Here is a 15,057-nt window from a genome sequence, read left to right on the forward strand (position 1 = left end):
GAGATTCTCCGTTCGCGAACTGCCGCGCGGGAACCGTTCCCGCACGGCGCACATCCATCAGTAGTCGACTGCGTCGCGCTGAACCGGACACGTCATGCAATGGCCGCCGCCGCGTCCGCGGCCCAGTTCGCTGGCCGTGATCGTGATCACTTCGATGCCGGCCTTGCGTAGCAGCGTGTTGGTAAACGTATTGCGGTCGTAGCCGATCACCACGCCGGGTTCGACGCAGACCATATTGTTGCCGTCGTCCCACTGTTCGCGTTCCGCGGCGAACGTGTTGCCGCCTGTTTCGACCACGCGCAGCTCCTTCAGGCCGAGTGCATCGCCGACCGCCTGCACGAACGGCTTGTCTTCGCGCTGGATGCTCATGCCATACTGGCTTTTCTCATCGGGCCTGAGCGAGAAGGTGACGATCCGGTTGACCACCTCCGGGAAGATCGTGACGAGGTCGCGATCGCAGAAGCTGAAGACCGTATCGAGATGCATCGCGGCCCGGGACTTCGGCAGCCCCGCCACCAGAACCTGCTGGGCGGCGCCTTTGGCGAACAGCGCGCGGGCTACCTGGCCGATCGCCTGCCGCGACGTACGCTCGCCCATGCCGATCAGCACGATGCCTTTGCCGATCGGCATCACGTCGCCGCCTTCCAGCGTCGACGCACCATGATCCTGATCGGGGTCGCCGTACCAGATCTCGAAGTCTTCGTTGACGAAGTTCGGGTGGAATCGGTAGATCGCGGCGGCAAGCAGCGTCTCTTTCCGCCGGGCCGGCCAGTACATCGGATTGAGCGTGACGCCGCCATAGATCCAGCAAGTCGTATCGCGGGTAAACACCATATTCGGCAGCGGCGCCAGCAGGAAGCTCGAATAACCGACGTATTCGCGAAAGAGCTTGAGCACGGGTGCGTCGCTAGCGGGAATGTCGTCGATCGATACGCCGCCGATCAGGAACTCCGCGAGTCTGCGCGACTCGAGTTCGTTCATCCAGCCGCGCACCTCATTACTCAGGCCGACGCCGACGCTATCGTCGTTGATTCGACGGTCGAGTATCCACTTGCGGGCTTCCGGATTGTCGAGTGTTTGCGTCAGCAGGTTGTGCACGTCGAGCACTTCGACGCCGCGTTCGCGCATCTTGTTGACGAAGTCGAAATGATCGCGCTTGGCCTGGCTGACCCAGATGACGTCGTCGAACAGCAGCTCGTCGCAGTTGCCTGGCGTCAGGCGCTGATGGGCAAGCCCGGGTGACGAGACCATCACCTTGCGTAGCTTGCCGACCTCGGAATAGGCTCCGAGTTTGCGGGCCTCGGTACTCATCGTGTTCTCCCATTCGTAATCAGAGCGTCAGGAACCCCTGGTACAAACCGACCGCCGCGACGATTGCGGCGATCACGACGGCGGCAAATATCAGCTTCTCGGTTGACGTGAACACAGGGCTGCTGTTTTCGCGCCTGGCTTTGGCGAACAGAATCGCGCCCGGCGCGTAGAGCAGGGCGGACAGCAACAGATATTTGACGCCGCCCGCATAGAGCAGCCAGGCCGCATAGATCACCGCGATCGCGGCGATGATCAGATCTTTGTTGCGGGCCGACGCCGTGCTCGTCTCGTAGCTTTCTCCGCGCAGTGCGAGCAGAAATGCATAGGCGACCGACCACAAGTACGGAACGAGGATCATCGAGGTCGCGAGGTAGATCAGCGACAGATAGGTACCCTTCGAAAACAGCGTGATCAGCAGAAAGATCTGCACCATCGCATTGGTCAGCCACAACGCGTTGGACGGCACGCTATTCGCATTTTCCTTACGCAGAAACGCGGGCATCGTGCGGTCTTTCGCGGCGGAGAACAGTATCTCCGCACACAACAGCACCCATGACAGCAGCGCGCCGGCGAGCGAAATCACAAGGCCGACGCTGATCAATATCGCGCCCCAGTGACCGACCACATGTTCGAGCACGCCGGCCATCGATGGATTCTGCAGCTTTGCCAGATCCGGTTGCGTCAAGACGCCCAGCGACAGCACGTTGACCAGCACCAGCACCAGTAGCACGGTGACAAAGCCAATTACGGTGGCCTTGCCGACATCGCTGCGCTTGTCCGCGCGAGCTGAAAAAATACTCGCGCCCTCGATGCCCACAAATACCCATACCGTCACGAGCATCATGTTGCGGACCTGGTTCATCACGCTGCCGAGATTCGGATTGGATTTTCCCCAGATGTCCGCGGTGAAAATATCGAGCCGGAAGGCGAAGAAGCAGATCACGATAAACAGCACGAGCGGCACGATCTTGGCCACGGTCGTAATCTGATTGATGAAGGCGGCTTCCTTGATGCCGCGCAACACAAGCGCATGCACGCACCACAGCAGCACCGATGCGCAGACAATTGCAATGACCGTATTGCCTTCGCCGAACACGGGGAAGAAATAGCCGAGCGTGCTGAAAAGCAACACGAAATAGCCGACATTGCCAAGCCACGCGCTGATCCAGTAGCCCCACGCGGATGAAAAGCCCATGTAATCGCCGAAGCCGGCTTGCGCATACGCATAGACGCCGCCATCGAGCGTGGGTTTGCGAATCGCGAGCGTCTGGAAAACGAATGCGAACATCAGCATGCCGATGCCGGTGATGACCCATCCGATCAATACCGCGCCGACGTCGGCGCTGTTGGCCATGTTTTGCGGTAACGAGAAGATGCCACCACCGACCATCGAGCCGATGACAAGCGCAGTGAGCGCGCCGAGCCGGAGTTTATGGGTGGCCGGCTCTGCGTGAGTGAGTCCCGTTGCCTGGTTCATGTCTCCTCCCTTGCGGCAGGCGCGCGCGTATCCGTCGGGCATCGCTTTCAGGCAATGCCTTGACGTAAATCCGCGCAACGAAAATACGTAATTTAGCTAATTTATTAAGAATACTAACGATGCTAAATATGAAAATTACACTATCTGATAGCACTGCGCTGGCTGTTTGAACCGCCAATGGTCGAGAAATTTTTATCAGGCGTGACGGCTTTTAACGACTCGGAAGAGGGCCTTGCAGTTGCGGTCCGCTCCACCGGTAACGGCTGCTGTCGGGGAAAGAGGCTCGTAAATTATTCTGGTAGATGAAGCCGAATTGTTCAAGGCCGCCAAAGAGACTTTGTGTCCGATCGTTTCGTTAAGTTGAAACGCGAAGCCGGGAGCGTAACGTTAGCAACGATTGCCGCGTGGCGCGGTTGGCTGCAAACGGATCGCTCCCGGAAACCCGAAGCTGAATAGGCTTCTCACTCTCAAGTAGTGGCATACGCTGGTCGATAAGCGCGCTTCCTGATATAGGCCTCGATGTCCGATGGACGTGGCACACGCGCCAGGTTCTTCTCGAAGATATGCTCCGCCACCCGCGCGGCCACATGCAGCGATGCATCCAGAATCTTCGCTTGAGGCGGATAGATCAGCCCGGTCGCGAGGCTTTGTTCGGTGACCTGCTCGGCTACCGCCTTCGCCGCAACAATAAACATTTCCTGAGTGACGCGTGTCGCTTCAGTGGCGAAAACGGCCATCCCCATCGCCGGGAAGATATAGACGTTGTTCCCTTGCCCAGGCATGAACGTGCGCCCGTCATGAAGCGTGACCGGCGGGAAAGGACTGCCGCTCGCGAAGATGGCGTTGCCGTTCGACCATGCGTACGCTTCTTCCGCCGTGCATTCGGAACGCGACGTCGGGTTCGAGTACGGGAAGATAATCGGCCGTTCATTGAGTTCGGTCATCGCTTCGATCACCTGCTGGTTGAACAGCTTCGGCACCGTGCTGACACCGATAATGCCGGTGGGCTTCAGCGCCTTGACCGCGTCGACGAACGTATCGAGCGGGGCGTGTTCAACCGCGAACGGTTTCTGGAAATCCGCGAGATCGCTGCGCGATTTGACCATCAAGCCTTGAATATCGAACAGCGCATGGCGCGCCCGCGCGGCGTCGATCGTCATGCCTTCCAGCGTCATCGCTTCACTGATCAGCTCGGCGATGCCGGTTGCCGCCGAGCCGCCGCCGAGAAACAGAAAACGCTGATCGGCGAGTTTCTGGCCGGAAATGCGCAACGCACCGAAGATGCCGGCGAGCGCCACGGCGGCGGTGCCCTGAATATCGTCGTTATAGGTGCACAGCTTGTCCTTGTAGCGCGCGAGCAGCGGCACCGCGTTGAAATTTGCGAAGTCTTCCCATTGCACGCAGCATTTCGGAAACAACGCCTGGACCGCATCGATGAATTCGCCGACGAACGCGTGATAGTCGTCGCCGCGCACGCGCTCGTGGCGCATGCCGAGATAAAGCGGATCTTCGAGCAATTCGTGATTGTTGGTGCCGACGTCGAGCGTCACCGGCATGCAGTATTGCGGCGGCACGCCCGCGCACGCGGTGTAAAGCGACAGCTTGCCGATCGGAATGCCCATGCCGCACACGCCGAGGTCGCCGAGCCCGAGAATGCGTTCGCCATCGGTCACGACGATAAACCGCACATCCTTCTCCGGCCAGTTTTCCAGCAGTTCCTTGACGCGGCCGCGCGCGGAGATCGGCACATACATGCCGCGCCCGCCGCGATAGATGTGGTCGAATTTCTGGCACGCTTCGCCGACCGTCGGCGTGTAGACGATCGGCATGAAACGCGATGGGTCTGACATCAACGTCGCGTAGAACACCGTCTCGTTGCGCGATTGAAGATCCGACAGGTACAGGTACTTGTGCAGATCGTTCTCGATTTGCGCGAGTTCCGCATGCGTGCGAGCCACCTGCAGTTCGAGCGTGCGGACGCCCGGCGGCAACAACCCTTCCAGATGGTAGGCGCGCCGTTCAGCCTCGGTAAACGCCATGCCCTTGTTCAGATGCGCGGAGCGTAGCAGATCGTAACCGCTGACTTTGTCTTGCGTGTTCATCGAAGGCTCCTTATTGTCCGGTGGCGACATACGGCTTGACCATCTTGCGGGCGTCGACAATGCGATCGAACTCTTCTTCGCTGACAAAGCCGAGTTCGAGCGCCGCCTGCTTGAGCGTCTGGTCGTGGTCCATCGCGTGGTGCGCGATCTGCGATGCCTTGTCATACCCGATCACCGGCGCGAGTGCAGTGACGAGCATCAAGGACCGTTCGACGTATTCGTCGATTTTCTTCAGATTCGGCCGCGTGCCTTCGACAAGGAAGCGGCGGAAGTTCGTGCAACCGTCGGTGAGCAGCGTGATCGACTGCGCGAGGTTGGCGATGATCAGCGGCTTGTACACGTTCATCTCGAGGTAGCCGCCGGCGCCGCCGAAACCGACCGCGACGTCGTTTGCCATGACCTGCACGGCGACCATCGTCAACGCTTCCGCCTGGGTCGGGTTGACCTTGCCGGGCATGATCGACGAGCCCGGTTCGTTTTCCGGAATCAGCAATTCCGCGAAGCCGGCGCGCGGTCCACATGACATCAGGCGAATGTCGTTCGCGATCTTGTAGAGCGACGCCGCGAGCGTTCTGAACGCGCCGGACAGATGGATTAGCGCATCGTGTGCGCCTTGCACCGTGAACTTGTTCGGCGCGCTCACGAACGGCAGTTCCGTAAGCTTCGCAATTTCCGCCGCCACGGCCTCTGCAAAACCGGGCGCGGCGTTGATGCCGGTGCCGACTGCGGTGCCGCCCAGTGCGAGGTGATAGACACCGTGCAAGGCCGCATCGAGCCGCAACAGGTTGTCTTCCAGCATGCCGGCGTAACCGGACCATTCCTGGCCGAGCGTGAGCGGCGTCGCATCCTGCATATGCGTGCGGCCGATCTTCACGATGTCCATCCACTCGGCCGCCTTGGCATCGATCGCGGCGTGCAGGTCGCGCACCGCGGGAATCAGGCGCTGCGTGGTGCCGACGGCCGCGGCAATGTACATCGCCGACGGAAACGAGTCGTTCGACGACTGCGACATGTTCACATGATCGTTCGGATGAACCGGATGCTTGCTGCCGAGCGGTGTACCGGCAAGCTGGCAGCAGCGGTTCGAGATCACCTCGTTGACGTTCATGTTGAACTGCGTGCCGCTGCCGGTCATCCAGACATGCAGGGGAAACATCTCGTGATGCTGGCCCGCGAGAATTTCGTCGCATGTTTGCGTGATCAACTTGTGCGCGGCCGGGTCGAGCCGCTTGCCGGCGAGGTTCGCGTTTGCGGCCGCCTTTTTTAGCGTCGCGTACGCGGTGATCATCTCGCGCGGAATCAGATCGTGGCCGATGTTGAAATGCTCGAGCGACCGCTGCGTTTGCGCGCCCCATAACCTGTCGGCGGGGACGACGACTTCTCCCATGCTGTCGGACTCTGTACGAACGTTGCTCATCACTTGCCTCCTTTCGATGAAGATCGAGTGCCAGGTGTGAAGGCCGGATGAAGCGCTTGCTGAGTACGCGGGAGCGCACGAGCGTGCAGACGGAACGGAGTGTGCCAACTGCCGCCTCGTCAGCCACGCGCGATAGCGCAGCGAGCATCGGCCGGGTTGATACGAACGAACGGTGGAGAGGCTTTGACGATACAGGACCCGAAAACCGCCGGATAGTTATACAAACGTTCTGTTTGGGCGCAACGAGTATGCATGCGCTGTCGCGCGGAAATGCGAAGGCCGGCTTGAATCTATCAGGCCGGCCCGGGAGATAAAGAAAAATGCAGTGAGCGTGGTTGCGCAGGAGCGGCTAGCCGTCGCCTGGCATTCAACGGCTCAGCTTTTCAATGTTCAACCATTACGGAATGGAAAGCTATATGCGTTCAATGCCGGCACCCCGCCAAGATGCGCATAAAGCACTTTGGAACCCACCGGGAATTCGCCGTTGCGCACCATCTGAATCATCGCGTCCATCGACTTGCCTTCGTACACGGGGTCGGTGAGCATGCCTTCCATTCGTGCGCACAAACGGATCGCCTCCATCGTGCCTTCGTTCGGCAGACCGTATGCGGGCCCGGCGAACCGCGTGTCGAGAATCACGTCGTTTTGATTGATCGGCTGTTCGAGACCGACGATTTCCGCCGTGTGCTTCGCGATGCGCGAGATTTGTGCGTGCGTTTTTTCCGGCGTCGCCGACGCATCGACACCGATCACGCGGCGTGCACGGCCATCGGCCGCAAATCCGACGACCATGCCGGCCTGCGTGCTGCCGGTTACCGAGCAGACGACGATATAGTCGAACTGGAAGCCGAGCGCGGCTTCCTGCTGACGCACCTCTTCCGCGAAGCCGACAAACCCGAGCCCGCCTAGCGGATGCTCGGAGCAGCCGGCGGGAATCGGAAACGGCTTGCCGCCCGCGGCGCGCACGCTTTCCATCGCGTCTTCCCAGCTCTTGCGAATGCCGATGTCGAAGCCGTCGGACACGAGGCGCACGTCCGCGCCCATGATGCGCGACATCTGGATATTGCCGACCCGGTCGTAGACCGCATCCGAATAGTCGACCCAGTTCTCCTGCACCAGCACGCACTTCATGCCGAGATGCGCAGCGACCGCGGCGACCTGGCGCGTCTGGTTCGACTGAATGCCGCCGATCGATACGAGCGTGTCGCAGCCTTGCTCCAGCGCTTCGGGAATCAGATATTCGAGCTTGCGCGTCTTGTTGCCGCCGAAGGCGAGGCCGCTATTGCAGTCTTCGCGCTTTGCGTACAGATCGACCTTGCCGCCGAGATGCGCGCTCAGACGTTTCAACGGAAGAATCGGCGTCGGGCCGAAAGTCAGCGGATAACGCGGAAAACTTCGCAAGTTCATTGCCAGGCTCCTTCCTCTCGGGATGATGGGCTACATGCTAGGAAATCATCGCGAAAATGAGCTTGCAAAAATAAACATCAATGCGTAGTTTAAAAACAGGGAACGTGTGATTAGCCTAATCTCATTTCTTATTTCGGCGATTTAACGCAATGAAAAAACCTTCGCTTCGCGCAACGGCACAACAGGAAAGCCTCGAGATCGATCGAGTCGATCGTGCGATTCTGCGGCAGTTGCAACGCGACGCATCGATCTCGAACGTCGCGCTTGCGGCCAAGGTGAACCTCAGCGCACCCGCGTGTTTGCGTCGCGTCGAACGTCTGAAGCGTGCGGGCTATGTCCGTTCGACGGTTGCGCTGCTCGATCCGAAGCGGCTCGATGCGGGCATGCTGGTGGTGATCGGTGTCGTGCTCGACCGGTCGACGCCCGAGTCGTTTGAGGAATTCGAGCGGCTTGCGCAGAAAGTGCCGGGCTGCATGGAGTGCCACGTGGTGACCGGTGAATTCGACTATTTCATGCTGATCCGCACGCGCGATAACGACAGCTTCAACAAGCTGCACGCGGAGAAACTGCTTTACTTGCCAGGCGTGCGGCAGATACGGTCGTTTATCGCGTTGCGCGAGATTTTGTCGACTACTTCGTTTCCGGTTTGAAGCGGGGTTTGAGGGGCGCGCATCCGGTTGGCAAGCGCGCTTGTCCAAACGGCGCGTTCAAAATCTCGCGGTCAGTGCGACTCCAGCCGTGACGTGCGCGGTTGGGAATCCCGCTGGTTTGTACACGGGCGTTCCTGCAAAGAGGTCATAGGACAGCGCGCCAAACTTCGCCGGTATGCCGCCGCGAATGCCGATGACTGCTCCCGCCAGTTGGGTCCCTGCCAGAAACGCCGTGTTCGGTCCGAACACGTGTCCATAGTCGATGCCGACGTATAGCGTGTGGCCGGTCTGATCGATCGGCCATTGCAGTTCGTTGCGCCAGTAGAGGCCCTTTTCGGCTGCGAGCATCGTGTTGCCGTCAAATCCGCGTACGGTGTAGCGGCTGCCGATCGTCAGGTCGTCGAGGTAAAACAGCGTGTCGCGCGTGAACTGACCGTGCAGCGTCGTGACGTATCGGAAGCTTTGCTTCGCTAGCGCGAATGGAATGGAGAGGTTCGCGTCGAGTACCGCCATGTGATAGCGGTAGGTGGGGCCGGTCGGATACGGATCGGACGTTGCACCGAGACCGCCGATGCCCTGGCGATATGCGATCGTGCCGTCGAACTGCGATGCGCCGAAGTAGTGTCGGTCAGTCGCGCCTGCTTCGATGAATGTGTTGTTGCGGTTCTGCTGCGGGATGGATGTATCGTCGATAAAGCTCTCGCCGAAGCGTTTCGAAAGCTGGACGTATGTGCTTAACACGTCACTTTGACTGCGACGCAGAACGCGCGAGAGGCGCAGTGCTGCCGTTTGTGAATTGCCGCTCGAGACGAATGTCTGGTTCACGCCGGCGATGTTCTGGTAGTACGTGTTTGTGTTGCCGGATAGCGTTGCTGTCCAGTAGCCGAATGGGATTGAATACGAGCCGTTGAAGCCGTGTGAGCCGAGCGACTTGTTGCCGAATGACAGGTCCTGGTTTGCGCCGATCGTGAAGATGTCGTTCAGGCCGAGCGGGTTGTCGATGCCCAGGCTGATGTTGCCTTGCCATTTGCCGGTGGCTTCTGTGCCGGAATCGTCGATTGAGGCGACGAAGGTCCAGGGTTTTGAGCGCTTGATTGAGATGATGACGTCGCTTTCGCCTGGTATGTCGGTGGGCTCGATTTTCATGTCGACGTCTTGAGATGCGATGCGTTTCATTTGTTCCAGGCCCTGTTCAAGGTCGCGGAGATCTAGCAGGTCGCCGTTGCGTGTGGGGAATGCGGATTTCCATGTGCCGCGGGTGGTGGGATCGGCGAAGTGGATTTGCTTAACGACGCCGGGTATGAGTGCGAGCTTTAGCGTGCCGGTTGATAGGTCTTGTTGAGGTACGAGCACGCGGGTTGTTGCGTAGCCTTTGCTCAATATGGTGTGCTGCAATCCCTTGGTGAGGATGTCGATACCGGTTCGGCCGATACAACGCGCGGTGTAGTGGTCGAGCCATTGACGTGCGAACGCAAACGGGTCGAGCGGTAAGGCGGATGCTCCTTTGTCACGGACGGCATCGGGCAAGCTCGTAGGGACGTCGAGCTCAAATGCGTCGATGCGAAAGCATGGTGTTTCGTTAGGGAGTTCGGGGTAGCCTTCGATTTGCGGAAGGGTTGAGCGCACCGCGGGCGCCTGTATCGAAGCGTCGCGCTGCTGTGTTTCGCGTTGCTGCTGGAGTTGCTGGTTCTGCTCTGCGTTGGCTTTCGCTGCTGCAGCTTCGTCTGCGCGCGTCGGGGCGTGCTGTGCGTTGGACACGAGTGTTACCAGGGCTGTGAGCGGTAGAACCGCTAGCCTTATTGTTGATCTCATCGATGCTTCACTTCAATTACGGATTTACGGATTTAAATTGCGGCCATTAGGCGCATGGAGTGCAGACAGAAATGTCTGCCTAAAAGAGACGTGCTTGGCTAAAGTATTTTTCCAAAAACAATGCCGCGAAAATGATTAGTACCACATCGAAAAAGATGAAGTAGGAGCGTTTCTGCTCTGGCGATTTCGGACCATTGAGAGAAAGGTCGCAAGTCGTTGCCCGATCTGTCCGCGTGATTTTGCTTTTCATCAGGAAGCGACTACTGGTCGAACCGGCCTACATTTCTGTTAAATGTGCTATCCGATCGAGTCAGGGGGACGTGGAATGGTCCATGGAGGAGAACAGATAGATACCTCCTGCGATTACTACGAGGAACACCAATACAACAAGGAATAGATTTCTCCATCCCCTGCGCGTCGTAGGAAGATCGCTTAGGCTGTTCCCTATACCCGCTCCTCCGGAGAAACTGTCGAGAACGATCATTAGAAGGACTGCCACAACCATCGTCGCTTTTGCGATGGCGCCAAAGAATATTTCGGCAAAGCGATGAGGCCATGTGGAACGACGAGGCCCCACTGCTGGACGGCGAAACTCTGGACGGTTTTTCGAGAACATGTGGTTTGAAATAGAGCATTGCACTGCTGCTGTTGCGTGCTGGTTGCCGGTATCTTGTTGCTGTCAAGACTTATCTTGTTCCTCTTCCTTAACTTCGTAGCTCTTCCTGGCATTCTTGTAGGATCTGTCGAAGGGTTTGATTTTTAAATAATGTGCCCTGCTTGCATATCCTCCTACAGCGGCGACTCCTAATCAAAACAATAGCAAAAAACCTCCAAACGGCGCTGGCGGCATAAATCTTCCGCTTCAGCATGGCGTTTCCAGTGATTGATACGTTCATTTTGGCCGTCCATTTCGCTTGTCCTTGTTCCATCTCCGACACAGCCCCCGACACCAGCGCCGGGATTACCGCTCCCATCCTGTGATTGGTGGGGCCGTAATGATGAAAGCACTATGCTCGGGCAGTACGGATCGAATGAATTCGATTGCGGATAGATTGTTCTCGTGTGCAGCCTGTGAGGCTATCGGTGGGTCTGCGCCATCCCATATGCAATCAATGCGTGCCTCGAATTTCGGGTTATGCCAAATTCCGCCTTCAATACGAGCAACAACCAATCCTCGTTGTGCAGCCTGCTCGCAGACGGCAATCGCTGCCTCGGGCGTGAGCTTCATGACAACACTTCCATGAAGTGAAAAAAAATCTTCGAGATCGGTATAACGCTTCGAGCGATCAACAAGAATATTTCTAGCTCGATCTGAATTCATTTTGAGTTGCTCCATCTAATTCGAGCGTCAACGGTCCAGTCAGGGTCGGTCTTATCGCTAATTTGGACCACTTCGCCTGTTCTCTCATTCACAACAACGTAAAGCACGGACGCAACGGATCCGCGGTGACGCTAGAAAAAAAACTTCTTTATAAACAGTGCGACAAGAAGAAGTACGACGATACTTACGAAAATTTTGTAGGTCCGGCGTTGCTCCGGGGTCATGCGTTTCCATTCTTCGTCCGTTGGTCCTCGCATCGATGCCTCCGTTATTTGGTGTTGCCAGTTATAGGAGTCGAATGACTCCAAGGGACTAAGCCGGCACTAAATCCTCCCGGGGGTGCAACGCCGAACTCAATTGAAGTGGATCCGCCATAGGCGTGAGTGATTGCACCTACCAAGTTTACGTGTCCCGCCGGAACGGATATATAGAACTGGTTGCTATCGCCATTCATGAACGAATTCGTTGACGCGGCGTCATGCGCGCCGAGAATCCAACCGAGCGTGGTCATAGCACCGGGGGCCCAAGAGGCCGGTGGGAAGGACTGGACAACCCCATATGATCCGTACAACGTTCCGTCATATAGATTTACGGCACCGCCTAATGCGCCGGAAAGGCTACTTGCGCCAATGGTTGCGTAGTTTGGCGAAATCGTTGCCACGACCAGACTTTCGCTCAATGCTTGAGTCAGTGCTCCTTGCGCCTGCAATGCCTGCTTGACTTGTTCGTCCGTGCACGAATTGCCAGCCCCGCAGTATTTGCTCAGCAGATTCACCTTGAAGGCATCGAAGGGATCATTGCGCTTCTTACCGGCCAGTGAAACCTGATTGTTCTCCACCTCGATCTGCGCGGCGCCGGTGGCCGTTGCCGCATTCGTACCGGACGCCGTGGCGATCCCCGCGACCAGACTGCTCACCAGACTCTCACGCGCCTCACGGTCGGCCGCCGACATGTTCGCCGTCGGCCCGAGGAGCGAGCCAATCACCGAACTCGCCGCCGCGCCCATCGCCGCGATAACCGACGCCTGACCATTCGCGGCCAGCGTGCCGCCATTCGACAACGTGCCCGACGACGTAACCACGCTAACGTTCTGCTGCGCGTAAGCCCACGCGAAACATCGAAGCCCGCCAGCGAACCATCCGCCGCAAAATTCGGCGTCCCGGTCGTGAGAATCGCGCGCGACGTGTTGATAAATCCGCCGCCATTGACCGAAATTCCGCTGCCATTGGCAACGACCACTTCCGCGCGTCGCCCGGCCACTTCGAGGTAACCGTTGATCTGACTCGCCGCGCTGCTGTTCACCTGATTGACGATCACGCGCGCCGCGTCGCCGGGGCTGAAATTCGGATTGCCGTTGATCATGCCGGCCTGCTGCGTCTGCACGACAGTCGGCGAGTTGTTCACGATCGCGCCACGCGACGGCACATCGAACTGCCCGTACGTGTTCATCGACACGCCCGCGCCCGACGGCCGGTTGATATTCACCTGAGGCAGACCATTCTGCGTCTGGATGACGGCTGGACCGTTCGCACCTGACGGAACGATCTGCGCCATCGACGAGAAAGACGCCGCAAACAGCGCCAGCGCAGCGACCGCAATCTGCTTGACCCGGACCGGAAGCCTGACCCGTTCATCGCGTTTCACAGCATCGCGCGACACACGAACGACAACACCACCGCAACCCGCTTTCTTCCCCGTTGCCGCAGCCATTTCGCTGACTGCGACAGGCATCTCTCTGAGCCGGCTGTACACCAGCCGATATCTATTCCTGTTCATCCAACTTCGTTCGGCATACTGATTTGTGAAGACGCGTAAACTAGCGCGGCATCACGTGCTGCGTATCAATGTATTCGACGTTGATGAGACAGATACAACGCTTTTATTGAAATCAGAGTTTTCTTATCGAGCGACTACTGCAGATGCGGTAGCGAGTGCGAGCCAAGCGCATTAGCCGCAGATTCGGCTGCCACGTTCAGTATGGGAGGACAACGGGTTCAATCACGATGCACAAGAACCCGTGCATCGTGACCGGCAAAGCAGGGCGCTGGAGTATCAAACACCGCCCCTATCGAAACGAAACGCTAACCCGCAGCGCACACACCGCTGCTTCGTTAAGCGCCGAGCCTACATCCGCGGCTTGATATTCTGATTGAGGCTAAAGAAATTGGTCGGGTCATATTTGGTTTTAACATCGACCAGACGTTCATAGCTGCTGCCAAACGCCGCACGCACTTCATTCGCGCTTTCATCCCCGAGGAAGTTGACGAGGCACGTATAACTCGAATACGGTTTGAGCGCATCCGCAAAGCCCCGCGTCCACGCCATATTCTGTGCGCCGCGCGCCGCCTCGGTCCACTTGGCTTCAATGCCGATATTGAACCCCGCATTGCGGTGAGGAAACGCGGTACGAGTTGCGTCGACCTGGTTCACCGCGCCGTTAAACACCTGCACCAGCACCGCGGTCAACGTAGACGGAGCCTGGTTGCTTTGCGCGACGATCACATCGATCACCTCGTCGCTCAACTTTGTCACGAACGTCGAGCGCCAATAGTTATGGTTACCGTCCGGGTTGGTGTGGTCGACAAGCTTTTGCATCGCCGGAAAGGGCATAGGCTGTATCGCTTCGAATATCGGCGGCGCCACCGTTCGAAGCCTCTGCACAATCGGCTCGCCCGCTTCGGGCGTACCGCAATAGCACATCATGATGCCCGTGGCAGGCACGCCTTCCGGTGTCCAGATCATGCCGACGTAAGCTGTCAGTTCGGCGGGCGCCGTCATCATGAAGTCGCGATAGAAGCGCATCACCGCCGCCGCATGTTCGCGCGGATAAACAATCACGCCACCCAGCACCGTCGCAACCGGATGCGCGCGAAAGCGGAACGACGTCGCGACGCCGAAGTTGCCGCCACCGCCCCGCAGCGCCCAGAACAAGTCTGAGTGCGACGCCTCGTCGACTTGCAACGCTTCGCCCTGCGCGCTGACAATTTCACAAGAAAGAAGATTGTCGCAAGTCAGCCCATATTTGCGCGTGAGCCACCCTACGCCGCCACCGAGCGTGAGCCCGCCGATACCGGTTTTCGACATCGTGCCCGCAGGCACCGCGAGACCATGAGGATGCGTTTCGCGATCGACGTCTTCGAGCAGCGCGCCGCCTTGCACGGTCACCGTACGCGAAGGCGCATCGACGCTCACGCGATTCATGCGCGATAGATCGATCACGATGCCGTCGTCGCATAGCGCGCGGCCCGCAACGTTGTGTCCACCGCCTTTTACCGCAACGAGCAAGTCGTTGATGCGCGCGAACGTCACGACCCGCGCCACGTCGGCGGTAGACGTGCAGCGCGCGATCAGGCCAGGCCGCTTGTCGACGCTCGCGTTCCAAAGCGTGCGTGCGGCATCGTACTGCGCGTCGCCGGGCAGCAGCGCCTCGCCCGCGAATGTATTGATAAACCGCTTGACGGTCCTCAGCTCGACAATCGAGCCGTCCGCATGCTTCAAGATTCCGGCCATAAATACTCCTTTGAATCGGCTAACCCGTGACCGATGGCTTGGCGTCAGCA

The 15,057-nt window shown here is 58.4% G+C and carries 11 protein-coding genes and 1 pseudogene; 1 reads left to right on the forward strand and 11 read right to left on the reverse strand.

What is annotated here, in order from left to right; all coding sequences use genetic code 11:
* Positions 1–57 precede the first annotated feature (57 nt).
* The 5 genes from arcA to HV675_RS02365 all read right to left on the reverse strand — a co-directional run bounded on the left by arcA (position 58) and on the right by HV675_RS02365 (position 7,714).
* Positions 58–1,311 carry an arginine deiminase gene (arcA, locus tag HV675_RS02345; RefSeq protein WP_175109138.1) on the reverse strand — a complete coding sequence of 418 codons (1,254 nt, stop codon included), beginning with the start codon at positions 1,309–1,311 and terminating at the stop codon, positions 58–60.
* 19 nt (positions 1,312–1,330) lie between these two features.
* Positions 1,331–2,788 carry an arginine-ornithine antiporter gene (gene arcD / locus HV675_RS02350; RefSeq protein ID WP_175109139.1) on the reverse strand — a complete coding sequence of 486 codons (1,458 nt, stop codon included), beginning with the start codon at positions 2,786–2,788 and terminating at the stop codon, positions 1,331–1,333.
* 467 nt (positions 2,789–3,255) lie between these two features.
* Positions 3,256–4,890 carry an NAD-dependent malic enzyme gene (locus tag HV675_RS02355; protein WP_175109140.1) on the reverse strand — a complete coding sequence of 545 codons (1,635 nt, stop codon included), beginning with the start codon at positions 4,888–4,890 and terminating at the stop codon, positions 3,256–3,258.
* 10 nt (positions 4,891–4,900) lie between these two features.
* On the reverse strand, positions 4,901–6,310 hold the full coding sequence (fumC, locus tag HV675_RS02360) for a class II fumarate hydratase (RefSeq protein WP_217478004.1): 1,410 nt from the start codon (positions 6,308–6,310) through the stop codon (positions 4,901–4,903).
* A gap of 387 nt (positions 6,311–6,697) precedes the next feature.
* Positions 6,698–7,714: a 1-aminocyclopropane-1-carboxylate deaminase gene (locus HV675_RS02365; RefSeq protein WP_175109142.1), complete on the reverse strand. Its 1,017-nt coding sequence runs from the start codon at positions 7,712–7,714 to the stop codon at positions 6,698–6,700.
* 149 nt (positions 7,715–7,863) lie between these two features.
* Here HV675_RS02365 and HV675_RS02370 point away from each other — a divergent pair, with 149 nt between their 5' ends.
* Positions 7,864–8,364, forward strand: coding sequence for an Lrp/AsnC family transcriptional regulator (locus HV675_RS02370; protein ID WP_175109143.1), 501 nt, complete (start codon positions 7,864–7,866; stop codon positions 8,362–8,364).
* A 57-nt stretch (positions 8,365–8,421) separates the two neighbouring features.
* Here the strand turns inward: HV675_RS02370 and HV675_RS02375 are convergent, their stop codons facing one another.
* The 6 genes and pseudogenes from HV675_RS02375 to HV675_RS02400 all read right to left on the reverse strand — a co-directional run bounded on the left by HV675_RS02375 (position 8,422) and on the right by HV675_RS02400 (position 15,007).
* A complete protein-coding gene (locus tag HV675_RS02375) occupies positions 8,422–10,176 on the reverse strand; it encodes a ShlB/FhaC/HecB family hemolysin secretion/activation protein (RefSeq protein WP_175109144.1) in 1,755 nt (584 codons plus the stop codon).
* 961 nt (positions 10,177–11,137) lie between these two features.
* Entirely contained in the window at positions 11,138–11,497 is a 360-nt protein-coding gene (locus tag HV675_RS02380) for a colicin immunity protein (RefSeq protein WP_246270062.1), read from the reverse strand.
* On the reverse strand, positions 11,494–11,604 hold the full coding sequence (locus tag HV675_RS32910; RefSeq protein ID WP_175109145.1) for a colicin E5-related ribonuclease: 111 nt from the start codon (positions 11,602–11,604) through the stop codon (positions 11,494–11,496). Before HV675_RS32910 ends, HV675_RS02380 begins: the two co-directional genes overlap by 4 nt.
* Positions 11,605–11,765: 161 nt before the next feature.
* On the reverse strand, positions 11,766–12,578 hold the full coding sequence (locus HV675_RS02390) for a polymorphic toxin type 22 domain-containing protein (RefSeq protein ID WP_175109146.1): 813 nt from the start codon (positions 12,576–12,578) through the stop codon (positions 11,766–11,768).
* Between the two features lie 20 nt (positions 12,579–12,598).
* A pseudogene (locus tag HV675_RS02395) lies at positions 12,599–13,273 on the reverse strand (two-partner secretion domain-containing protein); the annotation flags it as partial.
* 348 nt (positions 13,274–13,621) lie between these two features.
* Positions 13,622–15,007 carry an FAD-binding oxidoreductase gene (locus HV675_RS02400; protein WP_175109148.1) on the reverse strand — a complete coding sequence of 462 codons (1,386 nt, stop codon included), beginning with the start codon at positions 15,005–15,007 and terminating at the stop codon, positions 13,622–13,624.
* Positions 15,008–15,057 lie beyond the last annotated feature (50 nt).

The sequence above is a fragment of the Paraburkholderia solisilvae genome (genome assembly GCF_902859875.1).
In the GTDB taxonomy this organism is placed as follows: Bacteria; Pseudomonadota; Gammaproteobacteria; order Burkholderiales; family Burkholderiaceae; genus Paraburkholderia; species Paraburkholderia solisilvae.